Source organism: Curtobacterium sp. BRB10 (assembly GCF_031844325.1).
Taxonomy (GTDB): domain Bacteria; phylum Actinomycetota; class Actinomycetes; order Actinomycetales; family Microbacteriaceae; genus Curtobacterium; species Curtobacterium poinsettiae_A.
In genome coordinates this window covers 187,808-210,315 of the sequence record NZ_JAUZVA010000004.1, presented here as the reverse complement: position 1 = coordinate 210,315, position 22,508 = coordinate 187,808, and the positions used below count along the sequence as shown (strand labels likewise).

Genomic DNA, 22,508 nt, shown 5'->3' with positions numbered 1-22,508 from the left:
AGCGTGCAGTCTCGCCACGCGGGTCAGTCGCGGGTGAGCTTGCGGTACGTCGCGCGCCCCGGCTTCGCGGCGTCGGCGCCGAGGCGCTCGATCTTGTTCTCCTCGTACGCCTCGAAGTTGCCCTCGAACCAGTACCAGTTCGGCGTGCCGTCCTCGTTGAGGCCCTCCCACGCCAGGATGTGCGTGGCGATGCGGTCGAGGAACCACCGGTCGTGGGTGATGACCACGGCGCAACCGGGGTACTCGAGCAGGGCGTTCTCCAGGCTGCCGAGCGTCTCGACGTCCAGGTCGTTGGTCGGCTCGTCGAGGAGCAGCAGGTTGCCGCCCTGCTTGAGCGTCAGCGCCAGGTTCAGACGGTTGCGCTCACCACCGGACAGGATGCCGGCACGCTTCTGCTGGTCCGGGCCCTTGAAGCCGAACTGCGACACGTAGGCGCGGGACGGGATCTCGGTCTTGCCGACCTGGATGTAGTCGAGCCCGTCGGACACGACCTCCCACAGGTTCTTGTTCGGGTCGATGCCGCCACGGGTCTGGTCGACGTAGGAGATCTGGACGGTGTCGCCGATCTTCAGCGTGCCGCCGTCGAGGGGCTCGAGGCCGACGATCGTCTTGAAGAGCGTGGTCTTGCCGACACCGTTCGGGCCGATGACACCGACGATGCCGTTGCGGGGCAGCGTGAACGACAGGTCGCCGATGATGACGCGCTCACCGAACTGCTTGCGCAGGTGCTCCGCGTCGATGACCTGCGAGCCCAGACGCGGGCCGACCGGGATCACGATCTCCTCGAAGTCGAGCTTGCGCGTGCGCTCGGCCTCGGTGACCATCTCCTCGTACCGGGCGAGACGGGCCTTCGACTTCGCCTGACGGCCCTTGGTGTTGCTCCGGACCCAGTCGAGCTCCGAGGACAGGCGCTTCGCCAGCTTGGCGTCCTTCTTGCCCTGGACCTCGAGGCGAGCACGCTTCTTCTCGAGGTAGGTCGAGTAGTTGCCCTCGTACGGGTACAGGCGGCCACGGTCGACCTCGGCGATCCACTGGGCGACGTGGTCCAGGAAGTACCGGTCGTGGGTCACGGCGAGGACAGCACCGTGGTACTGCTGCAGGTGCTGCTCGAGCCAGAGCACGCTCTCGGCGTCGAGGTGGTTGGTGGGCTCGTCGAGGAGGAGCAGGTCGGGCTTCTGGAGCAGCAGCTTGCAGAGCGCGACGCGGCGCTTCTCACCTCCGGACAGGTGGGTGACGAGTTCGTCCCCCGGGGGGCACTGCAGCGCGGCCATGGCCTGCTCGAGCTGGGAGTCGAGGTCCCACGCGTCGGCGGCGTCGATGTCCTCCTGCAGCGTGCCCATCTCGGCCAGGAGCGCGTCGAAGTCGGCGTCCGGCTCGGCCATGAGCGCCGAGATCTCGTTGAAGCGTGCGAGCTTGCCGTGGATCTCGCCCACGCCTTCCTGCACGTTCTCGAGCACGGTCTTGCTCTCGTCGAGCTCCGGCTCCTGCATGAGGATGCCGACGCTGAAGCCCGGCGTGAGCTTCGCCTCGCCGTTGGACGGCTGGTCGAGACCCGCCATGATCTTCAGGATCGTCGACTTACCAGCACCGTTCGGTCCGACGACGCCGATCTTGGCACCGGGGAGGAACGACATCGTGACGTCGTCGAGGATCAGCTTGTCGCCGACCGCCTTGCGGGCGCGGACCATCTGGTAGATGTACTCAGCCATATCGGCCCCAAGTGTAGTGACACCACCGGAGCACCGCTCGCCCGACGCCGGATCGCCGCTTCCCGCACCTGTACGAACAGGCCTGTTGTTCGCGGCAACGACGACGTAGCTTTGGCTCACCCCGCTGCCTCGGGCCCGTCGCCCACCACGACGAGGACCAGGATCAGGACCACGGACAGGACGAGGACCATGACCACGCACACGACCACGACCCCGTCGCGGCTCCGCCGCCTCGCGCTCCCCTTCGTCGGAGCGATCGCACTCACCGTCGCACTCATCGCCCCGGTGTCGCCGGCGTCCGCCGCCGGTGCCGTGCCGAAGGGCAGCCCGTACCTGCTGTACACGGCGAGCATCAGCGCCAACGGCACGGGGACCGGCTACTCGTCGTACATCAACGTGCACGACGCCCACAACAACGCGTACGCCTTCGGGATCCAGTCGGACAAGGGCTCCCCCGAGAGCAAGGGCAAGCCGCGCTACATCTGGGAGCGCGTGCAGAACGGCAAGTTCACCTACGGCTACCTCGGTCCGGCCACCAACAAGCTCACGCCCATCGGCATGCGCTGGTACAAGAACGACGTCGCGACGATGATCGTGAACCACAAGACGATCGGCACCCTCAAGCTCAACCTCGACGGCCGCCTGTTCTTCAACGCCGAGGCCAACGCACGCCTGAACGGTGACGTCGTGCACTCCACGGTGCAGAACACCCGCATCACGGTGGGTGACCGCAAGTCGAACACCGGCCTGAACGGCAAGTGGGACACGAGCTTCTCGTTCCACGGGCTGAAGGCGAAGCAGACGAACAGTCCGCGGGTGCAGGGCGCCAGCTTCAAGATCGACGGCCGCGTGACCGGTCTGCCACGCGGCGGCAACTGGGACACGACCCAGGTCTCCGGCATCGCGATGATCGCCCAGAAGTGGTGACCGACGCGACGCGGTGAACCGTCTGCACACCCTGCGGCCTGACCCGCGCACCCCGACTCCGGTCGGCGTGCGGATCAGGCCGCTTCGGCGTCGGGTGCGTGGTCCTCGAGGGGCGGCGAAGGGTCCCAGGGGGCGGCGTCCTGTTCGAGGACGTGCTCGGACGGCCCCGCCGGCTCCTCGCCGTCACCGAGGGCCGGCGCGCCGTGCAGCCCGTCACCGTCACCGTCGCCGACGCCGACGCCGACGCCGTCCGGACCGTGCTCGGTCGCCGGTGGGTGGTCGTGCGAACCGTCCGGCTCCGCGCCGTGGTCGGACCCGTGTCCGGCGCCGTGCCCCGCCGGGTCGCGGACCTCGCCGGTGCGGGGGTCCACACCGCGCAGGCCACCCTGCCCCGAGGCTCCGTCGCCGACCTGCCGCGGCACCCGCAGCCAGTTGCTGATCCCCCACGCCAGGTCGTGGCCGATGCCGTCGGCGTCGATCTCGACCGAGGTCCCGCCGCGACCGTCCCGTTCCCACGTGCGGATGCGGACCCGGCCGGCGACGACGATCCGGTCGCCCTTCTTCAGGGACTTGTACACGTTCGACGCGAGCGACCGGAACGCCGTGACGGTGTACCAGTTGGTCGCGCCGTTGACCCAGGCGGCGCTGGCCCGGTCCCAGCGGCGCGAGGGTGACGCGAGTCGGAGACTCGTGATGGCGATGCCGGTCTCGGTGACGAGGTGCCGGGGCTCGGTGGCGACGATTCCGCAGACGGTGATGATGTCGTTCATGCGTCGATCGTCACGGAGCCCGGGGCCGCGTCAGCGGCCCCGGGCTCGATCTGTGGCGGGCGGACCCGATCAGGCGACCTGTGGAGGACGAGTCCCCCGGGCCTCCTGTCCGGACCCGGTCAGTGCGCTCGGAACTCGGGCCGGGCGGCCAACGGTCCGAGCGCGGCGTGGACCGCGCCCTTCGCGGACTCGAGGGACGGGTACGGCCCGCCCGCCCGTCGTCGTCCGTACAGCTCGACCTGGAACCCGTCCGCCGCGCGGTGGATGCTGCCCACCGCTCCGGCCGGACCGATCGCGACCCAGGTTCCCGTGTTGTCCGTCATGTTCGAACCACCTCCTCGTGGCCCTGCCGCCCCGGGGTCAGGACGCCAGGATGTACTGACTGTAGGCCTTCCGGACCTTGTTCACCTTGGGCAGCGCGACTGCGAGGCAGTAGCCCTGCCCGGGGTTCTTCGCGAAGAAGTCCTGGTGGTACTCCTCGGCCGTGTAGAAGGTCGAGAGTGGCTCGATCGTGGTGACGATGCCGCCGTCCCAGATCTCCGACGCCCGCTCGATGGCGCGCTCGAACAGCTCGCGTTGCGCGTCGTCGGCCGGGAACATCGCCGAGCGGTACTGCGTGCCGACGTCGGCCCCCTGGCGGTTCAGCTGGCGGGGGTCGTGCAGCGTGAAGAAGACGTCGAGGATCACGTCGGCCGGGATCACCGACTCGTCGAACGTCACCGCGACTGCCTCGGCGTGCCCGGTCGTCCCGGTGCACACCAGTTCGTAGGAGGGGTCCTCGACCTGTCCGCCGACGTAGCCGGACACCACGTCCTGCACACCCTGGAGTGTGCGGTACACGGCGTCGAGACACCAGAAACATCCACCTGCGAGCACGAACGTGGTCATGGCCACAACCTCTCTGCGGGCTGCTGGTGCAGCCCCTCGTTCCTCCACAACAGTGTGCGCGGAGACCCTGTTCCCCAGGCCGGACGGCGCCCCTCGGCGTGTCGGTGGTCCCCCGTAGCGTCGGAACCACACCGACCAGGAGGCCAGCGATGCAGACCACGACCGAACCCGCCCTGCGGATCCGCACCGTCCCGCTGGCCCGCGCCCGGGGCGACTACCGCATCCTCGACGTCCGCGACGACCTGAGCAGGGTCACCCGGGCCAACGGCGAGATCGTCGGGTACGTCGACCGCATCGACGTCGCCGGTGACACCGCCTACCGTGCCCGCCGGTACGTCGCGACCGAGCGCCGGTTCGTCGAGCTGCCGAGCGTGTGGTCCGCCGACGACGCCGTGGACACCCTGCGCTGGTCTTGATGTTCCACATTGCAATCATCTGCACCGGGATGCACGGAACGCCGCCCGGCCTCCCCGACGCCTGACCGTTCCGTGGGTATGGTGCGCGCATGGACTGGTGGAACGACCTGACCGACTGGACTTCGTCCGACACGGGGTGGCGGGTGCTCTCGGGCGCTGTGATCCCCTTCGTCGCCATCGTCGTGGCGGGTGTCATCGCAGCGCTCATCGGGCGCAGCGCGACCAAGCGGGTCGTGGCGCTGCAGGAGCGGGAATCGAAGAACGCGGCGGTTGCCGCGATCCTGACGGCTGCGCGCAAGGCAGCGGCGTGGGGATCGCTCGGGCACGACGAGCGGGCCTACGCGGACCACCTCGCCGAGGATGCCGACATCCGGCTGCGCCTGCTCCCCGTGCAGGGTTCGCCGCTGGCCGCCAACTGGGCCCAGCACGAGATCGCCGACATCAAGAAGAACTCGTCGACGTTCAGCTTCCAGGCAGACCAGTCCCTCGCCGAGTTCCGTGACCGCCTGCTCGACTGGCAGGCACGACCGAGCCGTGCGCGCAAGCTCTTCAAGGCCGACCTCGAGCGCTGGAAGTTCGAGTCCCCGGATCCCGACGCCGACCTGATCAAGCGTCAGCAGGACTGGAACGCCGACCAGGCCGAACCCACTCGTGCGCAGGCGCAGGCGCAGGCAAAGACGCCGACACCGGCGCCGGCTGCTCCCGCCGAGCGTCCCACCCCGACCACGACCTCGCTGCGTCCGGCCCAGCGCCCCGCGTCCGCACCCTCGACTCCTCCGGCGCCAGCCGCTGCTGCACCCGGTGCTGCGTCAGCCGGTGCTGCGTCAGCCGGTCCTGCCGGCGGGACGACCCCGTCGTTCTCCGTGAACCGTGGCGCGGGCACGAACCCGAACCGCGGCAGCGCCGACCCGAACGCCACGCGCTCCTTCGGTGACAACACCACCCGCGTCTACGGCGACGACGAGGCTGCACCCCCGGTCCGTCCGGCGCTCGGCACCCCGACCTCGCCCGCCCGCTCCGTCCAGGGCCGCGGCACGGACGACACCGAGGTCGTGGGCGACGACAGCCCCACGCGGGCCTTCGGCGACGCGAGCGCCACTCGCGCGTCCGGCGACGCCGGCGCCACCCGCGCCTTCGGTGACACCGACCGCGGACCGCGGAACGACCGTCCGTCCTCGTCCGATCGCCCCGTCGCGACGCCCACCGCAGCCGACGCGCACGTCAACCGCGCGCCCGCGAACGACGTCCCGCCCGCATCGGCACCGCGGATCGACTCCCCCGGCACGACGACCACCACGTCCGTCCCGACGCGGCTCAACCAGGCCCCCGCCGAGCCGACCGACGCGAACGAGACCTCCGAGGCGCCGTACACGCAGCCGATCAGCGCCGCCGAACTCCGACGCCGCGCCGCGGACGACGACGAGTAACCACCCCACGACGAGAACGGGGCCGCCATCCGGAGAGGATGGCGGCCCCGTTCGTCTTCGGCGCCCCCGGCAGGAATCGAACCCGCGGCACGGTGGGTAGAAACCACCTGCTCTATCCACTGAGCTACGGAGGCGAGCAGCGTCGATTGTAGCGGCGAGCGGCCATCGGACGCTCGATGCACGCCCCGCCGCGTCGCGGTGACGGGGCTCGGCGGTCGCTCAACGGTCGGCCGCCGTCTGCCGTCCGTTCTCCTCCGGGACACCCGCGCTTCGTAGCGTCCGGAGCATGCGCACCACCGGTTCCGTCCTCGCCGTCGTGCCCGCACGTGCCGGATCGAAGGGGATCCCCGGCAAGAACCTCCGCACGGTCGCGGGTCGTTCGCTGGTTCGTCGGGCGGTCGAGTCGGCACGACGTGCCACGCGCATCGACCAGGTGGTCGTCACGACCGACAGCGACGCCATCGCCGCCGAGGCGGTCGCTGCCGGTGCCGCCGTGGTCCGCCGTCCGCCCGAGCTCGCCGGCGACGAGGCGTCATCGGAGTCCGCCCTGCTGCACGTCCTCGACGCGATGAGCACCCCGCTGCCCGAGGTCCTCGTCTTCCTGCAGGCGACCTCGCCGTTCATCGACCCGGCCGACCTCGACGCCGCCGTCGCGCGCGTGGTCGACGGGCACGCCGACACGGTGTTCGCGGCCGCTCCGTCGCACGCGTTCCTGTGGCGGACCGCCCCGGACGGCACGGCGGTCGCGGTGAACCACGACGCGGCGACCAGGCCCCGTCGGCAGGACCGCGAGCCCGAGTACCGCGAGACCGGCGCCTTCTACGTGATGCGGACGGCGGGGTTCCTCGAGAACCGACACCGGTTCCACGGCCGCGTCGAGTTGGCCGTCGTCGACGGTGCCGGCGCGATCGACATCGACGACGAGGCCGACCTGGCCCTCGCCGAAGCCCTCGCCGAAGCGCCCGGCGAAGCGCCCGGCGCGCCGACCGACGCACGCGTCGGCGCCCCGGCACCAGCACCCACCACGACTCGAGACCCATCCCCGACGCGGGCCACGCCCGCACCGAACGGAGCACCATGACCGTCACCATCGGTACGTCCACGATCGGCGCGGGCCACCCCGCATACCTCATCGGCGAGATCGGCCTCAACCACAACGGCGACGTCGACATCGCGAAGCAGCTCATCGACGTCGCCGCCGACGCGGGCCTGCAGGCCGTGAAGTTCCAGAAGCGCACCCCCGCGATCTCCACGCCGGAGCACATGAAGAACACCCCGCGCAGCACCCCGTGGGGCGACATGACCTACCTGGAGTACCGCTACCGCGTCGAGTTCGACCGCGACCAGTACATCGAGATCGGTGACCACGCGACCCTCCGCGGCCTCGACTGGTTCGCGTCGCCGTGGGACGAGCCGTCCGTCGACTTCCTCGAGGACCTCAACGTCGTCGCCTACAAGATCGCCTCGGCGTCCGTCACCGACCTCGGCATGCTCGCCGCCGTCGCCGCGACCGGCAAGCCCGTCATCCTGTCGACCGGCATGTCCACGCTCGAGCAGATCGACGCCGCCGTCGAGGCCCTCGGCACCGACCGCCTCGTCCTCATGCACGCGACGTCGACCTACCCGCTGCCGGCCGAGGAGGCGAACCTCCGCATGATCGACACCCTCGCCCACCGCTACGCGGGCGTCCCCGTCGGCTACTCCGGCCACGAGCCCGGCCTGCAGATCTCCATCGCCGCCGTCGCCCTCGGTGCAACGGCCGTCGAACGGCACATCACGCTCGACCGCACGATGTGGGGCTCCGACCACGCCGCGTCGCTCGAACCGCACGGCCTGAAGACGCTCGCCCGCGACATCCGCATCATCGAGACCGCGCTCGGCGACGGCGTCAAGAGGATCTTCCCCGGCGAGCAGGCACCGCTCGCGAAGCTGCGTCGCGTCGGCGCGTGAGCGGATGCAGTCCCCATCCGACCGCCGGCGAGCAGGCACCGCTCGCGAAGCTGCGTCGCGTCGGCGCGTGAGCGGAGCGCACGTGCGCGGAGCGCACCCGAGCGGAGCGCACCTGAGCGGCCCGGTCGACGGGACCGGTGCCCTGGACGGGCCGGGTGACGGCGGCGGGTCGACAGACGGACTGGAGGCGCGCCTCCCGTCCGACGCGTCACCACGCGTCCGACGCGTGGTCGGCCTGGTCGACACCGACTCGTTCGCCAAGTGGGGCGCCCACCTGCTGTCGAGCGCCCCGGCGGACTGGGATCTGGAGCTCCGCACCGTGGCGACTCCGCGGTCGGCGAGTCCGGAGCAGCTGCGGTCGGCGTTCCGCGGGCTGGACGGGCGGCTCGCCCACCTGCACCGCGACCCACCCGCTCCGAAGGACGTCGACGCCGTCGTCGAGGAACTCCGACGGGACCCGCCGGACGCCGTCCTGGTGTCGTTGATCGGCCCGGTGGCCGAACTCGTGATCGACGAGGTGCACCGGCGGATCCCGGATCGGCCGGTGCTGGTGTCGGGGCTGCCGGGGATCTCGTTCCCGTCGAAGTGGAAGGGCATCTTCTTCCGTGCCCGGGCCGACCTGTTCGTGCTGCACAGCCACCGTGAGGTCCGCGCGTACGAGGAGATGGCTCGCGATGGCGGCGTCGAGCCGCACTTCGCACTCGCCACGCTGCCGTTCGCACGCGGCGCGGGCGGTGTCGGCTCGGCGGGCGCGACCGTCCGCGACTCCGTCGTCTTCGCGGCGCAGCCGAGCGTGCCGTTCGAGCGGGCCGACCGGGCCCTCGTCGTGCGGTGGCTCGTCGGTACGGCGCGGGCGCACCCGGAGTGGCGCGTCGTCATCAAGACGCGCGCTGCGGCCGGCGAGCACCAGACGCACCGCGAGGAGCACCCGTACCCGGACCTGGTGCCCGCGGACGCGCCGACCAACCTCGTGGTGGAGAGCGGGCCGATGGCCGAACACCTCGACCGGGCGGTGGCACTCGTGACGATCAGCTCGACCGCGGTGCTCGAGGCTGCGGCCCGGGGCGTCCCCGCGCTCACGCTGACCGACTTCGGCATCGGGCGGCACCTGATCAACGAGGTGTTCGTGGGGAGCGGCCTCGAGGGTGACGCCGTCGACCTGGTCGACGGACGGTTCGGCGTCGTCCGGCCGGAGTGGATGCGGGACAACTACTTCCACCCGGCCTCGGAGGACGACTGGCAGCACCGGCTGGTGGAGCTCATGGCCCGACGGGACGCCGGGAACTTGATGGACCGGGCGCCGGCTCGGCGGAGTCGCGGTGGGCTGCTGCGGCGTGCGTGGGAGCGGAAGAACGCCCTCGGCGCGGCCGATCGCAGTCCGCTCGGGTTGGTGGCGCTGGGCATCGGGGCACCGATCCGGGGCACCAAGCGTCTGGCACGACGCGTGCGGGCGCTGGTCGATCCGCCGGAACCCGTCGTGGTGGCGGCGCCGACGTCGCAGCGCGCGGGGACTCGCGCCGCTGTGCCTGCGCCGGGGGCCGCCGCTGGCACGGCCGCGAGGCCCGCGGCTGCCGCTGCGGCGGACGCTCGCTCAGAGCGCCTTGGCCACCGCGAGCAGGAGTTGGTCGCGGGTCGGGACGCCGGGTGACCGGAAGACCTCGGTGCCGTCGTCCTGCCGCACGATGATCGTGGGCGTGGACCGGATACCGAGGTCCTCCGCGTCGTCGGGGTGTGCCGCCACGTCGCGTTCGGTCACGGTGAGCCCGGGGACGAGCGCCGAGGCCTCGGCCGACACCCGGCGGGCGGCGGCACACGGCGCACAGAAGGCGGACGTCCAGAGGTCGAGCTGCATCTGGTCCTGCAACGCGGCGGGAGCGGGTTCTACTCCCGGTCGAACTCGCCGCTGCGGTCGCCGCGGTCCTGCAGGTCGTCGACCGGGTCGGACTCGCTGGGCTCGTAGGTGAACTCGACCGAGATCTGGTCGAGGACCTGGCGGGACTTCGTGGCGCGGTAGGTGAAGGCCGTCTGCAGGCCCTCGACGTCGGCGAACACCGTGACCTCGTCGTCCAGCGCGTCGCTCGTGGCGGTGCGGGTGTCGGTCGTGCCGTCGAAGGGGCCGCCGTGGAAGATCGCGGTGTACTCGTCGCCTTCGTGGATGGTGATGTCGCTCATGCCTCCCTTCTACCAGGCGGCGGCTGGTGCAGTCTGTCCGGCCCGCGTTGCGGTATTCATAGCACAGCTATATAGTTCAGCTATGGAAACACCGCGTGAGCAGACGATCGAGACCCTCCTCGTCTCCGTCAACCGCCTGATCCGCAGCGCCGTCCAGTCGACGGGCAACACCACGTCCACCGCGGTCTGGCGCACACTCGGCATCCTCGAGACCGACGAACCCCTGCGACTCGGTGAGCTGGCGACAGCATCGCGCGTGGCACAGCCCACGATGACCCGACTCGTCGCCGGCATGCTCGCCGACGGCCTGATCAGTCGCAGCGTCGACCCGGACGACTCCCGCGGCCAGCTCATCGAACTCACCGAGGCCGGACGCGAGCGGCTCGCTTCCTGGCGCTCCACCCTCACCAGCACGGTCGGTCCGTTGTTCGCCGACCTGACCGACGACGACTGGGACGTCCTGCACCACGCGGCGAACCTGATCGCCCAGCGCACCCGGACAACCCCCAACGGAACGGAGATTCCCGCGTGAACGCCCACGCACCCGCCGGCCAGTCCGGCTCCATCCTCAAGCAGTCGTCTGCGGTCTGGGCGATCGCCTTCGCCTGCGTCGTCGCGTTCATGGGCATCGGCCTCGTCGACCCGATCCTCCCGGCGATCGCGGCGTCCCTCAAGGCGACCCCGGCGCAGACCGAGTTGCTCTTCACGAGCTACCTCGCCGTCACCGGTGTCGCGATGTTCTTCACCAGTTGGGTCTCCAGCCGCATCGGCGCGAAGCGCACCCTGCTCATCGGACTCGCCCTGATCGTGGTCTTCTCGGTGCTCGCCGCGACGTCGAACAGCGTGTGGAGCATCATCGACTTCCGCGCCGGCTGGGGCCTCGGCAACGCGCTCTTCATCTCCACCGCGCTCGCGACCATCGTCGGGGCAGCGTCGGGTGGCACCGCCTCGGCCATCATCCTGTACGAGGCAGCACTCGGCCTCGGCATCGCCGTCGGGCCCCTCGTGGGAGGCCTGCTCGGCTCGGTGAGCTGGCGCGGCCCGTTCTTCGGCGTCACGACCCTGATGGCCGTCGCGTTCATCGCCATCGTCGCCCTGCTGAAGACCGGCAGCCTCGAGAAGCCCACACCGACGAAGCTCTCCGCCCCCTTCCGCGCCCTGACCCGTCCGGCACTCGCCGCCCTGGCCGCGACCGCACTGTTCTACAACATCGGCTTCTTCGTCCTGCTGGCGTACACCCCGTTCCCGCTCGGCTTCGGCGCGCTCGGCATCGGCTTCACGTTCTTCGGATGGGGTGTCGGTCTCGCCATCACGTCCGTGTGGGTCGCCCCGATGCTCACCGCCCGTCTCCGGCGGACGACGGTGTTGAAGATCGCACTGCCGCTGCTCGCCCTCGACCTGTTCGCCGCGGCCCTGGTCGTCCGCTCCCAGGTCGGCCTGATCATCTGCGTCGTCATCGGTGGCCTCGTGCTCGGTGTCCTGAACACCGTGCTCACCGAGTGCGTCATGGAGGCCACCGACCTCCCCCGCTCGGTCGCCTCGAGCGCCTACTCCGCGGTCCGGTTCATCGGTGGCGCCATCGCGCCGCCCGTCGCGACCCTGCTCGCCGACGCGTACTCCCCCTCGGCCGCCTACGTCTTCGCGGGTGCATCCGTTGCGGTCGCCTTCGTCGTGATCCTCTGCACCACCAGGGTCCTGCGCCGCGTCGACGACGGCCCCGAGCCGGAGCGTGTCGAGGCCGAGGCCATCACCGCCGGCGACATGGCCTAGCCGCCGGCGTGCGGGGGCCTTCCCCCTTCCCCCTTCCCCCGTCCCCCTTCCCCTTCCCCACGAACGGGCGAAATGCCGGAGTGTCCTCCATGTGCACCCCGGCATCCCGCCCGTTCGTGCGTCCGCGCGGGGCCTCGCTCACCCCTCGTTCCGCGCCCCACCCGCGAGCGGGCGAAATGCCCGGCCCCGACCGCGGAGCAACTCCGGCATTCCGCCCGCTCGTGCGGGCTGGCGAGAACCGTGCGGCAGGCGGGGTGGAGGGCGACCGCCTGGAGGCGCGGGTCGGCCTGCCGGGGTCGCCACGGGCCTCCAGGCGATCGCTTCACGATGCACGCGGCTCGCGTCGCGGACGAGCGGGCGGAACATCCGGGTGCGCCAGCAGGACGACCGCGGCATTCCGCCCGCTCGGCAGCACGCAGCCGTGCGAAGCCGGGAGCGCGGCGCGGCCGCTGTCGGCGAGCGGGCGGAATACCGCGGTCCGTTCGAAGGGTGACCGCGCCATTTCGCCCGCTCGCGTCGACGACGCGGGACCGGGCCGGATCGGTGCGGCAGGCGGGGTGGGTGGCGACCGCCTGGAGGCGCGGGGCGGCCCGTCGGGGTCGCCACGAGCCTCCCGGCGGTCGCCTGCACCGCATGCGGCTCGCGTCCCGGACGAACGGGCGGAACATCCGGGTGCGTCCGCAGGGCGATCGCGGCATTCCGCCCGCTCGCGGGACGGGCGGGACGGGCTGGGACGGGCGGACGCGGCCGGGCGCGGTCGGGCCGGCGCGAGCGGACGCGGCAGGCACGGTCGGGCCGGCGCGAGCGGACGCGGCAGGCACGGTCGGGCCGGCGCGGGCGAGCGCGGCGGCACGTACGGGACGATCGCGGGGCGGGAATAGGATCGGGGACATGGCAACCGCGAATGACCGCCTCGTCTGGATCGACTGCGAGATGACCGGCCTCGACCTCGAGGTCGACGAACTCGTCGAGGTGGCCGTGGTCATCACCGACTTCGACCTCGAGCCCGTGCACCCCGGCTTCGACATCGTCATCAAGCCGGACCAGTCGGCGCTCGACAACATGAACGAGTTCGTGACGAACATGCACGTCACCTCGGGGCTCATCGACGAGATCCCGAACGGCGTCAGCCTGGCGGACGCCGAGTACCAGGTGCTCGAGTACATCCTCCAGCACGTCCCCGCCGAGGGCTCCGCGCCGCTGGCCGGCAACACGATCGGCACCGACCGAGCGTTCCTGTCGAAGTACATGCCGCGGGTCGACGGGCACCTGCACTACCGCAGCGTCGACGTGTCGAGCATCAAGGAGCTGTGCCGCCGCTGGTTCCCGCGCGTGTACTTCAACGCGCCGGAGAAGCACGGTGGACACCGGGCCCTCGCGGACATCCTCGAGTCGATCCGGGAGCTCGAGTACTACCGCCGCGCCGGCTTCGTCGCCGAGCCCGGCCCGACCACCGACGATGTCCGCGCCGTCCAAGCCGAGGTCGTCGAGAAGTGGGAACCGCGCCTGGCACAGCCCGCGGCCGAGTGACGACACGGGTGGTCGGCACCACCCGCAGCATGTACTACTATTGAGTGGTCGCGCCGGTCCGCCGGTGTGTGCATGGTGGATATAGCTCAGTTGGTAGAGCGCCTGGTTGTGGTCTAGGAGGTCGCGGGTTCGAGACCCGTTATTCACCCCAGTGTTCAAGAACAGACGAAGGCCCCGGTCCGTTGGATCGGGGCCTTCGTCGTACCGCGGGTGGTCAGCGCGGTGTGGGACGATCCCCTCGTGATGGAGATGTCCGCCGACGACTTCGAGCAGCTCGTGACCGACGAACTCGACCTGCTGCCTGACGAGATGGTCGACGGGCTCGACAACGTGGTGTTCGTCGTCGAGGACGAACCGGAGAACGGCGAAGAGCTCTTCGGCGTGTACGACGGCATCGCGGCCACCGAGCGCGGCCAGTACGGCTTCGGCGAACTGCCTGACCGCATCGTGGTGTTCCGGAAGCAGCACCTGGCCGAGTGCAACACCGTCGAGGAGCTCAAGGACGAGGTGCACACCACCCTCGTGCACGAGATCGGACACTTCTACGGCATCGACGACGAGCGGCTGCACGAGCTCGGCTGGGCATAGCGGCCCAGCGACTCGCCCGCGCACCGCACCGCACCTCAGAACCGCGTCGGCCCCACCTCGTGGTACTTCTCCCACGCGCCCACCGGCCCCCGCCCGTGCAGCGCGTACTCCCCCACCATCCGTTCCTTGTAGACGGCCGGGTTGTGCGACGCCACCACCCGCGCGTTCCGCCAGTGCCGGTCCAGCGCACGCGTCCGGTCGGCCGCGGACGCCCCGCCGACCTCGAACAGCTCGGACGCCGACCGCAGCACCCGCGGCCCGACCTCGACCTGCGCCTGGTACACGGCGTTCTCGGCCGCGTCGAGCAGCACGCGGTCGACACCGACCCCGGGCTCGTTCGTCGCGACGACCCCGTCGAGCAGCCCAGCGGCGGCGACGACGAGTGACCGGGCGGTGAACGCCCCGGCCGACAGCCGCCCGAGCACCGCGAGCACCTGCGGGTCCTCCCCCGGCACGGCCGCGTTGGCGTGGATGTACGTGCGGGTCCGTGGTCGCACGAAGGCCACGGCGTCGTCGGACACCGCCTGCCCGATCCCGGCGAGGACGGCCAGCAGGTACAGCTGGTAGAAGGCCTGGATGTGCGACAGCGGAGCGTCCCGGTACGCCGACACCACCGACGGGTCGACCGCCACCCCGTCGAACACGGTGGTGCCGGACGCGGTCAACCGCTGCCCGAAACCGTCCCAGTCGTCGATGCTCCTGACCCCCGGAGCGGTGGCGTCGACGGCGAACGTCACGCGCTCCCCGTCGCGATCCGCCGCCAGGTAGATCCAGTCCGCGTAGAGCGTGCCGGTCGAGTAGAACTTCCGCCCGTCGAGACGCAGGGAATCACCAGCCGGTGTGACCGTCGTCGAGATGTCGGCGAGCGTCGTACCGGTGCGCTCCGAGGTCGCGTTCCCGATGACCGCCCCGTCGACGATGCGCTGGAGCCACTCGTCCCGCCCGGCCGAGTCCGGCCGCAGCAGCACGAGCTCCGTGTACCCGAAGTGCCCGCGCCACAGGTGGGCGATGTTCGAGTCCGCGGCGGCCAGGTCCGCCACCAGGTGCGCGAGTTCGACGAGGGTCACCCCGAAGCCGCCGCGGTCCTCCGGCACACGCAGCCGCCCGAACCCCGCGCCGGCGAGCGCGCGGACCTCGTCGTGCGGTAGCGGCCGGTCCCCCGGCGTCCCGGATACGAGCTCGCGCGCGACCGCGCCGTCGCGGATGGTCGCGAACAGCGGTGCGAAGCGCGCCCGCAGGGTGGTCAGGCGGTCGGCCGGGAGGCCCGTCCTGCGCCCGTCGGTCGTCGTCGCCGCCGTCACGCGGTCACCTCCACGGCACGTGCCGCGTCCGCGACGCCGCTCGCGCCGCCGGTGAACGCTCCGCGCCACTGCCTGGCCGGGTGCGAGTCCGGCAGCTGCGCGTGGCCGAAGAGCTTCTCGCGCAGGGTGCCCTCGCGGTACTCGGACTGCATCAGCCCGCGCTCCTGCAGGGTCGGCGCGATGTGGTCGACGAACTCCTCGTACGAGCCGGGCAGCGTCCAGTTGATGACGTTGACGCCGTCGACACCCACCCGCTGCCAATCGGCGAGCTCGTCGGCGATCTGCTCCGGCGTGCCGACGACCCGGGCGCGGAGCTTCGCGGACAGGCGAGCCAGGTCGGCGATGGTCGGTTCGCGGTCGCCTGCGGCCTCGCGGAGCCACTGCAGATGGGACTGCCCGGCGTGGGTGCGGACCTCGGACAGGGGGGTGTCCGGGTCGAGGGGTTCGCCGGTGTCCGGGTCGAAGCCGAGGTTCGAGTGCACCAGGAACCCGTCGGCGGCCAGGTACTCGTCGATCTCCGCTTCCTTGGCCTTCGCCTCGGCCTCGGTGGAGCCGGTGACGAAGGTCAGGCCGAGGAAGAACGCGATGTCCTCCCGTCGGCGCCCCGCTGTCGAAGCGAGGTCGCGGGTCTCGCGGATGAGCTGTTCGGTGGCGTCCCGGTTCGAGGTCAGGATGAACTGGGCCTCGGCGTTCCGCGCGGCGAAGGCACGGCCGGCCGGCGACGACCCGGCCTGGAACAGCACCGGCGTCCGCTGCGGCGACGGTGCCGACAGGTGCGGGCCCTGCACGTCGTAGCGCGTGCCGTGGTGGTCGATGCGGTGCACCTTGTCGGGGTCGGCGTAGCCGTGGACGGGGTCCTTCAGCACGGCGCCGTCCTCCCACGAGCCCTCCCAGAGCTTCGCGCAGACCTCGAGGTACTCCTCGGCCCAGACGTAGCGCTCATCGTGCTCCTCGAGCCGGTCGGCGCCGAAGTTCCGGGCGGCGCTGTCGAGGGCGCTCGTGACGACGTTCCAGCCGATGCGGCCCCGGGTGATGTGGTCGAGCGTTGAGACCTTGCGGGCGAAGTCGAACGGGTGCGCCTGGATGACGCTCGAGGTGAACGCGAGCCCGAGGTGCTCGGTCGACACGGCGAGCGCCGAGAGCAGCACGGAGGGGTCGTTCGAGGGGATCTGCAGCCCCTCGCGCAGGTTGGTCGAGTAGTCGCCGCGACCGGGGCCGTAGGTCCCGACGACGTCGGCGAAGAACATCGCGTCGAACTTGCCGCGCTCGAGGGTCCTCGCCAGGTCGGTCCACAGCGTCACGTCGTCGAAGTCCGCCTGCCGGGCGTCGGGGTGGCGCCACAGGCCGTGCTGGATGTGCGAGGTCGTGTTCATGACGAAGGCCGCGAAGCGCAGCGGGCGGTTCGGTGCATCGCTCATGCGTCCCATCGTGGTCGGCGGGCACCGCCCGACGACAGCGACGTGACCTCCCGTTACGCGCGGTGTTCCCCGCGGCCCTGGACGCGACCATGCTCCTGAGGCATGCCGAGCCAGACCACCGTCACCGCGCCTCCCGGCCGTCCCGCCGCACCGTCGACCACCGCAACCCGTCGTCGGGTCGCCCTCGCGTCGTTCGTCGGCACGACCGTCGAGTACTACGACTTCTACCTCTACGCGACGGCCTCGGCGCTGGTGTTCGCACCGACGTTCTTCCCGTCGGTGACGCCGGCCGTCGGGGTCATCGCGTCGTTCGCGACCTACGGCGTCGGGTTCGTGGCGCGGCCGCTCGGCGGGGTGATCGCCGGCCACCTGGGTGACCGGATCGGGCGGAAGAAGCTGCTCGTCGCGTCGCTGGTGCTGATGGGCATCGCCTCCACACTGATCGGGGTGATCCCGTCCGCCGCGACCATCGGGGTCGGTGCCGTCGTGGCGCTCGTGTTCCTGCGGCTGCTGCAGGGCGTCGCGGCCGGTGCGGAGTGGGGCGGCTCGGCGCTGCTGTCCGTCGAGCACGCACCGGAACGGCACCGGGGGCTGTTCGGGGCGTTCACGCAGATGGGGTCGGCCGGTGGGATGCTCCTGGCGACCGGGGTCTTCACGCTCGTGCGGTCGACGCTCGGCACCGAGGCGTTCCTGGCCTGGGGCTGGCGGCTGCCGTTCCTGTTCTCGGCGGTGATCGTGGCGGTCGGGCTCGTCATCCGGCTCGGCGTGCAGGACGCCCCGGTGTTCCAGGAGCTGCGCGCCGCGGGTGGGGTCGAGCGGTTCCCGGTGTGGCAGGCGATCCGGCAGCATCCGCGGTCGATCCTGGTGACGGCGGGCCTGCGCCTCGTGCAGCCGGCGCTCTACTCGATCCTGACGACGTACTCGCTGACCTACCTCGGCAACGTGCGCGGGCCGGCGGGCTCGGACGCGGGGCTGCAGGCCGTGCTCGTGATCTCGGCGGTGTCGCTCGTGTCGACGCCGTTCTGGGGGTGGCTGTCCGACCGGGTCGGGCGGCGGGTGCTCACGATCTGGTCGGCGGCGGGCATCGCGGTGCTCATCTGGCCGTTCTTCGCGTTCCTCGACGCCGGTCCGCTCGTGCTGCTGCCGCTCGTGGCGCTGATCGGGATGTGCGTCTTCCACGACAGCATCTACGGGCCGCAGGCGGCGTGGTTCGCGGAGCAGTTCCCGACCGGGCGGCGGTACTCGGGGATGTCGCTCGGGTACCAGATCGGGTCGATCTTCTCGGTGGGGCTGACGCCGCTGCTGGCCGCGGTGTTCGTGCAGCTCGGGGGTGGCTCGCCGTGGATCCTGTGCGGGTACCTCGGGGTGTACGCCGTGCTGACGATCGTGGCGGCGGTGTTCGCGGTGGATCCGCGGGCAGTGGCGCGGCGGGAGGCGGGCACGGGCGCGGGGGCGCGTGCGGGCACAGGCGCGGGCGCGGCGGGCTGACGTTCCGCGCTGAGCGACAGCTCTCGCCGTCCGGAGGCCGTGAGGTGTCGCCGAGCGCGGAACCTCGATGCTCGCCGCCGGCCGCGGTGCTGCGGCGCCCTACGTCCGCAGGACCACGTCGGCCAGGGCGGCCGGGTCTTCGGCGGCGATGAAGGCCTGCTCCTGCGCGGCCCAGCGGTCCCACTCGCGCGCGAAGACCGCACCGTCGCGGCCGATCGCCCGGCCCCACCGCACGGCGTCGTCGGCCTCGAGCCACACCCGCAGGGACGCCAGCGGTGCCGACGCCCGGGACAACGCCCCGCACCCCTCGACCACGATCGGCAGGTCGGGGTCCACCGACGCCCGGTCCGCGGGTGCATCGGCCACCCAGTCCCAGCGTCGGTACCCACTCGGCGCTCCGAGGACGTCGGTCACCACGGCATCGGCAGCCGCACGCAGGCCGTCCCACCCCGGGTACAGGTCGTCCAGGTGCACGAGCTGCGCGCCGAGCAACTCCGCGACCTGTGCTCCGAGGGTGGTCTTGCCCGTGCCGGACCGGCCGTCGACGAGCACGACGGCACGCCGACCCATGGCAGCGGCGACACCGGCAGCAGCGGCGGCCAGGCCGGGGGCGAGGTCAGCGGCGGTCGTGCCCGTTGCGCGCCCGCCGCTTGTCGCGTGTTCGCCGCCCGTCGCGCGCCCGCCGGCCGTCGCGTGTTCGCCGCCCGTCGCGCGCCCGCCGCCCGTCGTCCCGTCCGCGCGTTCCGTGTCAGGCACGCCACGTCCCCACGCTCACCGCGACCGTGATCGACACCACGCCGATGCCGACCAGCGCCGCCACCATCGCCCACTCCGGCCCGGCGAACCGTGCGACCCTCGCCCAGGTCCGCCGTCCGGGAGCACCGAACCCCCGTGACTCCATCGCCACCGCCAACGTCGTCGCCCGACGCAACGCGAGCACGAGCAGCGCGAACGCCATGGTCGCCCCGCGTCGCAACCGCCCGGAGTCGGCCAGTCCTCGGGCGCGCCGCGCCATCGCGAGTTGTCGCCAGTCGTCGACGAGCAGCGTCATCATCCGGACGGCGGCGAGCGCCCCGAGCACGAAGCGCGCGGGCAGCCGGAGGACCTGCGCGAGCCCGTCGGCCAGGTCGGTCGGGTCGACCCGCACGAAGAGCGCGATGGCCGGCACCCCCACCGCGAGGACCCGGAGCGCGGTCGCCGACGCGAGCGTCAACGACCCGTCGGTGACGTGCGCGAACCCGAGGTCGAACCACTCCCGCCCGGAGGGCCTGCCGTACAGCGCGATGCTCACCGCCGTCAGCGGCACCGCGAGGAGCACCGGTGCGAGTCGGAGCAGCAGGGTCCGGACCGGCAGGCGCAGGAGCGGCAGGAGCGCGAGTTCGAGCGCCAGGGCGACGGCGGCGGAGACGACGTCGAGGCTGAGCACCAGGCAGACGCCGAGGGCGAGCACACCGATCAGGGACGCGACCGGCTGGACGCCGGGGATGCCGGTCGCGCGGGCCGGCAGCGGTCGTCGCACGGGGTTCGTCCGGTGGGTCGCGTTCGTCCCGGCGGTCGCGTCAGTTCCGGCGGTTGCGTCAGTCCCGGCGGTCCGGGCGGTCTCGGCGGGCCGGGCGGCCGTGTCGGTTCGGTCTGGAGGCCCGGGGCGTATCCCGACCGTCGGTCCCGTCTCCGGGATGGTCGCGACCGACGGCCCCTGGTCGCGCCCGACGGTCCGGGCACCGTCCGGCCCGAGCACGACCTCGTCGGCATCGAGTGCCCGGACGAGATCGCGGTCGTGGGTGACCGCCACCACCGCGGTGCCGGCGTCGGCCAGGGCCCCGAGCCGACCGACGACGGCCTGCCACGTGGCACGGTCCTGCCCGGAGGTCGGTTCGTCGAGCACGACGACCGGCGGCCGGGCCGCGATGACCGCGGCGATCGCGAGTCGGCGTTGTTCGCCCCCGGACAGGGTGAAGGGGTTGGCGTCGGCCAGGTGTGCGAGCCCGAACTCGTCGAGCAGAAGGGTGGCTCGTTCGGCGGCGTCCGCGGCTCCGAGGGCGCGGGGGCCTGCCTCGACCTCCTCGCGGACGGAGCGGGCGACGAACTGGTGCTCCGGGTCCTGGAACACCGTGCCGATCCGGGCGGCGAGTTCGCGGCTCGTCCAGGCGTGCGGTGCGGCGCCGATGCCGTCGGCGAGGGTGTCCGTGGCCCGGAGCTGACCGGCTGCCGGTGGGAGCAAGCCCGCGAGGGTCAGCCCGAGCGTCGACTTGCCGACGCCGTTCGGTCCGGTGACGGCGAGGACCTGCCCGGCCCGGAGCCCGAGGTCGATGCCGTTCCCCACCGCTCGCTTCCCCCGTGCCGTGCCGAGCGTCCGGGCTTCGAGCAGCACCGCCGTCCCCTCGTCGAGCACCCTCTCGCCGAGCTCCCCCTCGCCGGCCTCTCCCTCGCCGAGCGGGCGGAATGCCGCGGTCGCCCCACCGGACGCCCCGGGTACTTCGCCCGCTCGCCCGCGCGCACGCCGCCGCCCCCGCGCCGAACCGCGCGCCGGCTCGGCGCCCGGCACCCAGACCCCGGCCGCCGTGAGCACCTCGCCGTGGTCCGCCAGCACCCGGGCCGGCGGACCGTCCGCGACCACGCCGCCGCCCGGTTCGAGCAGCACGAGCCGATCGACCAGGTCCAGCCAGGTGCCGATCCGGTGCTCCACCACGAGCAGCGTCGCCCCGGTCTCGTCGAGCAGTGCCCGGACGGCGTCGTGCACCTGCGCCACGCCGTCCGGGTCGAGGTTCGCGCAGGGTTCGTCGAGCACGAGCGCACCCGGCCGCATCGCGAGCACGCCCGCGAGCGCCAACCGCTGCCGCTGCCCGCCGGACAGCTGCGCGGTGGAGCGGTCGAGCGGCAGGTCGAGGCCGACGACGTCGAGCGCCGTCCGCACCCGGGCCCAGGTCTCGTCGCGGGAGACGCCGGCGTTCTCGCAGCCGAAGGCCACGTCGTCGCCGACGCGGGACATCACGGTGTGCGCCTCGGGGTCCTGCATGACGAGCCCGACTCGCCCGCGGACCGCGCGGGGGTCGGCCTCGTCGACCAGGAGTGCTCCCTGCACCGAAGCAGCGGTGTCGTCGGTGGCATCGGGCTCGTCGGGCAGCACGCCCGCGACCGCTCGCAGGAGCGTCGACTTGCCTGCCCCGGACGGGCCGACGACGGCGACCCGCTCCCCCGGCTCGACGGTCAGGTCGACGTCGTGGACGGCCCAGGCGTCCCGCTCCGGGTACCGCCAGCCCCAGCCACGGAACACGATGCGTGCCCCGCGGACGCCGGCACCTGCGCCGGCGTCGCCGCCGGTGGAAGGGGACGTCGCCGACGGAGCGGGCACGGTCACACCAGGGCGCGGGGTTCGCGACGGCTGTGCTCGCGGCCGGCCGCGAAGGACGACAGCACCCCGGTGCGGGCGAGTGCCCGGACGATGAGCCACGAACCCGCCCCCGCGATCACGGCGCCGGAGATGATCGCGCAGACGACGTAGACGACCTTGAAGGCGACGTCGAGCCCCGGGTACCAGAGGACGGTGTCGTTGATGCCGAGCGCGAGTCCGGCCGCGGCACCGGCGAGCACGACGACCGGCAGGCGGTAGACGCGGTACAGGAACAACGCGAGGACGATCTCCGCGCCGAGGCCCTGGACGAGCCCGGCCTCGAGCGTGAGCCATCCCCACTGGGTGCCGAACAACGCCTCGACCGAGGCGGCGACCATCTCGCCGTAGAGCGCGGCGCCGGGCTTGCGGACGACGATCGCGACGATCGGGCCGGCGAGCAGCCAGACCCCGCCGAACAGGGCCTTCGTGCCGGGGAGCACGAGGTCCATGACGGCGCTGATGGGTTCGTAGCCGAACTCCCAGAGCCGGAAGACGACCCCGAGGGCCACCGCGAGGACACTCGCGACGACGATGTCGACGACCCGCCAACGCAGCGATCGCCGCGGAGCGGTGGTGACGGTTGTGGACGTGCCTGAAGGCATGCTGCTGACTCCTCCCTGCGCCGGCATGATCCGGATCAGGTTCGACGGTCGGAGCGCCGATCGCTCCCTCTCAGCCCGGCGGTCCCGGACTCCCGTGTGTGTGCCAGCAGTCTAGACGCGGTCGCGACCGCGTGACGGACGGGAGGCCCGTGGCGGCGTCG

The 22,508-nt window shown here is 72.0% G+C and carries 22 protein-coding genes, 2 tRNA genes and 1 riboswitch; of the genes, 12 read left to right on the top strand and 12 right to left on the bottom strand.

Annotated elements, in window-relative coordinates; translation table 11 throughout:
• Window positions 1-23: 23 nt before the first annotated feature.
• Window positions 24-1,709: an energy-dependent translational throttle protein EttA gene (gene ettA / locus Q9R26_RS10400; protein ID WP_071405516.1), complete on the bottom strand. Its 1,686-nt coding sequence runs from the start codon at window positions 1,707-1,709 to the stop codon at window positions 24-26.
• 189 nt (window positions 1,710-1,898) lie between these two features.
• Between ettA and Q9R26_RS10395 the strand changes: the two genes are divergently transcribed.
• Window positions 1,899-2,636, top strand: coding sequence for a hypothetical protein (locus tag Q9R26_RS10395; RefSeq protein ID WP_182064869.1), 738 nt, complete (start codon window positions 1,899-1,901; stop codon window positions 2,634-2,636).
• A gap of 74 nt (window positions 2,637-2,710) precedes the next feature.
• On the opposite strand, the gene Q9R26_RS10390 is transcribed toward Q9R26_RS10395, so the two are convergent.
• The 3 genes from Q9R26_RS10390 to msrA form a co-directional block, all read right to left on the bottom strand.
• Window positions 2,711-3,406 carry a single-stranded DNA-binding protein gene (locus Q9R26_RS10390; RefSeq protein ID WP_311227233.1) on the bottom strand — a complete coding sequence of 232 codons (696 nt, stop codon included), beginning with the start codon at window positions 3,404-3,406 and terminating at the stop codon, window positions 2,711-2,713.
• 119 nt (window positions 3,407-3,525) lie between these two features.
• The gene (locus Q9R26_RS10385) at window positions 3,526-3,729 is read right to left on the bottom strand and encodes a hypothetical protein (RefSeq protein ID WP_027464651.1); all 204 of its coding nucleotides are present in this window, start codon (window positions 3,727-3,729) and stop codon (window positions 3,526-3,528) included.
• Window positions 3,730-3,766: 37 nt separating this feature from the next.
• A complete protein-coding gene (msrA, locus tag Q9R26_RS10380; protein WP_209133472.1) occupies window positions 3,767-4,294 on the bottom strand; it encodes a peptide-methionine (S)-S-oxide reductase MsrA in 528 nt (175 codons plus the stop codon).
• 149 nt (window positions 4,295-4,443) lie between these two features.
• On the opposite strand from msrA, the gene Q9R26_RS10375 reads away from it, so the two are divergent.
• Window positions 4,444-4,710 carry a hypothetical protein gene (locus tag Q9R26_RS10375; RefSeq protein WP_182064872.1) on the top strand — a complete coding sequence of 89 codons (267 nt, stop codon included), beginning with the start codon at window positions 4,444-4,446 and terminating at the stop codon, window positions 4,708-4,710.
• Window positions 4,711-4,799: 89 nt separating this feature from the next.
• Window positions 4,800-6,137, top strand: a complete 1,338-nt coding sequence (locus Q9R26_RS10370) for a hypothetical protein (protein WP_311227232.1) — start codon at window positions 4,800-4,802, stop codon at window positions 6,135-6,137.
• 61 nt (window positions 6,138-6,198) lie between these two features.
• Here Q9R26_RS10370 and Q9R26_RS10365 read toward each other — a convergent pair.
• Window positions 6,199-6,271 (bottom strand) — tRNA-Arg (locus Q9R26_RS10365).
• A gap of 152 nt (window positions 6,272-6,423) precedes the next feature.
• Here Q9R26_RS10365 and Q9R26_RS10360 point away from each other — a divergent pair.
• The 3 genes from Q9R26_RS10360 to Q9R26_RS10350 all read left to right on the top strand — a co-directional run bounded on the left by Q9R26_RS10360 (window position 6,424) and on the right by Q9R26_RS10350 (window position 9,735).
• Complete coding sequence (locus Q9R26_RS10360) at window positions 6,424-7,218, top strand: acylneuraminate cytidylyltransferase family protein (RefSeq protein ID WP_311227231.1); 795 nt, start codon at window positions 6,424-6,426, stop codon at window positions 7,216-7,218.
• On the top strand, window positions 7,215-8,087 hold the full coding sequence (locus Q9R26_RS10355) for an N-acetylneuraminate synthase family protein (RefSeq protein ID WP_071405510.1): 873 nt from the start codon (window positions 7,215-7,217) through the stop codon (window positions 8,085-8,087). The genes Q9R26_RS10360 and Q9R26_RS10355 overlap by 4 nt, the downstream gene beginning before the upstream one ends.
• Before the next feature lie 67 nt (window positions 8,088-8,154).
• Complete coding sequence (locus Q9R26_RS10350) at window positions 8,155-9,735, top strand: DUF6716 putative glycosyltransferase (RefSeq protein WP_311227230.1); 1,581 nt, start codon at window positions 8,155-8,157, stop codon at window positions 9,733-9,735.
• On the opposite strand, the gene Q9R26_RS10345 is transcribed toward Q9R26_RS10350, so the two are convergent.
• Both Q9R26_RS10345 and Q9R26_RS10340 read right to left on the bottom strand, forming a co-directional pair.
• Window positions 9,679-9,939, bottom strand: coding sequence for a thioredoxin family protein (locus tag Q9R26_RS10345; protein ID WP_027464648.1), 261 nt, complete (start codon window positions 9,937-9,939; stop codon window positions 9,679-9,681). The two genes, Q9R26_RS10350 and Q9R26_RS10345, sit on opposite strands and share 57 nt — an antisense overlap.
• A 29-nt stretch (window positions 9,940-9,968) precedes the next feature.
• The gene (locus tag Q9R26_RS10340) at window positions 9,969-10,259 is read right to left on the bottom strand and encodes a hypothetical protein (RefSeq protein WP_017886051.1); all 291 of its coding nucleotides are present in this window, start codon (window positions 10,257-10,259) and stop codon (window positions 9,969-9,971) included.
• Between the two features lie 82 nt (window positions 10,260-10,341).
• Between Q9R26_RS10340 and Q9R26_RS10335 the strand changes: the two genes are divergently transcribed.
• The 5 genes from Q9R26_RS10335 (at window position 10,342) to Q9R26_RS10315 (ending at window position 14,147) form a co-directional block, all read left to right on the top strand.
• Complete coding sequence (locus Q9R26_RS10335; RefSeq protein WP_311227229.1) at window positions 10,342-10,791, top strand: MarR family transcriptional regulator; 450 nt, start codon at window positions 10,342-10,344, stop codon at window positions 10,789-10,791.
• Window positions 10,788-12,029, top strand: a complete 1,242-nt coding sequence (locus Q9R26_RS10330) for an MFS transporter (RefSeq protein ID WP_311227228.1) — start codon at window positions 10,788-10,790, stop codon at window positions 12,027-12,029. Before Q9R26_RS10335 ends, Q9R26_RS10330 begins: the two co-directional genes overlap by 4 nt.
• Before the next feature lie 891 nt (window positions 12,030-12,920).
• Complete coding sequence (gene orn, locus Q9R26_RS10325; protein ID WP_311227227.1) at window positions 12,921-13,559, top strand: oligoribonuclease; 639 nt, start codon at window positions 12,921-12,923, stop codon at window positions 13,557-13,559.
• A 75-nt stretch (window positions 13,560-13,634) separates the two neighbouring features.
• Window positions 13,635-13,710 (top strand) — tRNA-His (locus Q9R26_RS10320).
• A gap of 92 nt (window positions 13,711-13,802) precedes the next feature.
• On the top strand, window positions 13,803-14,147 hold the full coding sequence (locus Q9R26_RS10315) for a metallopeptidase family protein (RefSeq protein WP_311227343.1): 345 nt from the start codon (window positions 13,803-13,805) through the stop codon (window positions 14,145-14,147).
• Window positions 14,148-14,182: 35 nt separating this feature from the next.
• On the opposite strand, the gene Q9R26_RS10310 is transcribed toward Q9R26_RS10315, so the two are convergent.
• Window positions 14,183-15,448 carry an acyl-CoA dehydrogenase family protein gene (locus tag Q9R26_RS10310; protein ID WP_311227226.1) on the bottom strand — a complete coding sequence of 422 codons (1,266 nt, stop codon included), beginning with the start codon at window positions 15,446-15,448 and terminating at the stop codon, window positions 14,183-14,185.
• Window positions 15,445-16,866, bottom strand: coding sequence for an LLM class flavin-dependent oxidoreductase (locus tag Q9R26_RS10305; protein ID WP_311227225.1), 1,422 nt, complete (start codon window positions 16,864-16,866; stop codon window positions 15,445-15,447). Before Q9R26_RS10305 ends, Q9R26_RS10310 begins: the two co-directional genes overlap by 4 nt.
• A gap of 102 nt (window positions 16,867-16,968) precedes the next feature.
• Between Q9R26_RS10305 and Q9R26_RS10300 the strand changes: the two genes are divergently transcribed.
• Window positions 16,969-18,354 carry an MFS transporter gene (locus Q9R26_RS10300; RefSeq protein ID WP_311227224.1) on the top strand — a complete coding sequence of 462 codons (1,386 nt, stop codon included), beginning with the start codon at window positions 16,969-16,971 and terminating at the stop codon, window positions 18,352-18,354.
• 99 nt (window positions 18,355-18,453) lie between these two features.
• Here Q9R26_RS10300 and Q9R26_RS10295 read toward each other — a convergent pair whose 3' ends face one another.
• The 3 genes from Q9R26_RS10295 to Q9R26_RS10285 all read right to left on the bottom strand — a co-directional run bounded on the left by Q9R26_RS10295 (window position 18,454) and on the right by Q9R26_RS10285 (window position 22,347).
• Window positions 18,454-19,110, bottom strand: coding sequence for an ATP-binding protein (locus tag Q9R26_RS10295; RefSeq protein ID WP_311227223.1), 657 nt, complete (start codon window positions 19,108-19,110; stop codon window positions 18,454-18,456).
• Window positions 19,103-21,706, bottom strand: a complete 2,604-nt coding sequence (locus Q9R26_RS10290) for an ATP-binding cassette domain-containing protein (protein ID WP_311227222.1) — start codon at window positions 21,704-21,706, stop codon at window positions 19,103-19,105. Before Q9R26_RS10290 ends, Q9R26_RS10295 begins: the two co-directional genes overlap by 8 nt.
• A gap of 2 nt (window positions 21,707-21,708) precedes the next feature.
• A complete protein-coding gene (locus Q9R26_RS10285) occupies window positions 21,709-22,347 on the bottom strand; it encodes an ECF transporter S component (RefSeq protein ID WP_182064881.1) in 639 nt (212 codons plus the stop codon).
• A riboswitch (TPP riboswitch) is annotated at window positions 22,342-22,453 on the bottom strand. Its footprint overlaps the gene before it by 6 nt.
• Between the last annotated feature and the right edge of the window lie 55 nt (window positions 22,454-22,508).

Bases quoted from the DNA above. Each gene is read 5' to 3' on its own strand.
- Q9R26_RS10355 (WP_071405510.1), top strand. From the start codon at position 7,215: ATGACCGTCACCATCGGTACGTCCACGATCGGCGCGGGCCACCCCGCA.
- ettA (WP_071405516.1), bottom strand. From the start codon at position 1,709: ATGGCTGAGTACATCTACCAGATGGTCCGCGCCCGCAAGGCGGTCGGC.
- Q9R26_RS10370 (WP_311227232.1), top strand. From the start codon at position 4,800: ATGGACTGGTGGAACGACCTGACCGACTGGACTTCGTCCGACACGGGG.
- Q9R26_RS10315 (WP_311227343.1), top strand. From the start codon at position 13,803: ATGGAGATGTCCGCCGACGACTTCGAGCAGCTCGTGACCGACGAACTC.
- Q9R26_RS10300 (WP_311227224.1), top strand. From the start codon at position 16,969: ATGCCGAGCCAGACCACCGTCACCGCGCCTCCCGGCCGTCCCGCCGCA.
- Q9R26_RS10390 (WP_311227233.1), bottom strand. From the start codon at position 3,406: ATGAACGACATCATCACCGTCTGCGGAATCGTCGCCACCGAGCCCCGG.
- msrA (WP_209133472.1), bottom strand. From the start codon at position 4,294: ATGACCACGTTCGTGCTCGCAGGTGGATGTTTCTGGTGTCTCGACGCC.
- orn (WP_311227227.1), top strand. From the start codon at position 12,921: ATGGCAACCGCGAATGACCGCCTCGTCTGGATCGACTGCGAGATGACC.
- Q9R26_RS10340 (WP_017886051.1), bottom strand. From the start codon at position 10,259: ATGAGCGACATCACCATCCACGAAGGCGACGAGTACACCGCGATCTTC.
- Q9R26_RS10345 (WP_027464648.1), bottom strand. From the start codon at position 9,939: ATGCAGCTCGACCTCTGGACGTCCGCCTTCTGTGCGCCGTGTGCCGCC.
- Q9R26_RS10335 (WP_311227229.1), top strand. From the start codon at position 10,342: ATGGAAACACCGCGTGAGCAGACGATCGAGACCCTCCTCGTCTCCGTC.
- Q9R26_RS10375 (WP_182064872.1), top strand. From the start codon at position 4,444: ATGCAGACCACGACCGAACCCGCCCTGCGGATCCGCACCGTCCCGCTG.
- Q9R26_RS10285 (WP_182064881.1), bottom strand. From the start codon at position 22,347: ATGCCTTCAGGCACGTCCACAACCGTCACCACCGCTCCGCGGCGATCG.
- Q9R26_RS10360 (WP_311227231.1), top strand. From the start codon at position 6,424: ATGCGCACCACCGGTTCCGTCCTCGCCGTCGTGCCCGCACGTGCCGGA.
- Q9R26_RS10395 (WP_182064869.1), top strand. From the start codon at position 1,899: ATGACCACGCACACGACCACGACCCCGTCGCGGCTCCGCCGCCTCGCG.
- Q9R26_RS10385 (WP_027464651.1), bottom strand. From the start codon at position 3,729: ATGACGGACAACACGGGAACCTGGGTCGCGATCGGTCCGGCCGGAGCG.
- Q9R26_RS10305 (WP_311227225.1), bottom strand. From the start codon at position 16,866: ATGAGCGATGCACCGAACCGCCCGCTGCGCTTCGCGGCCTTCGTCATG.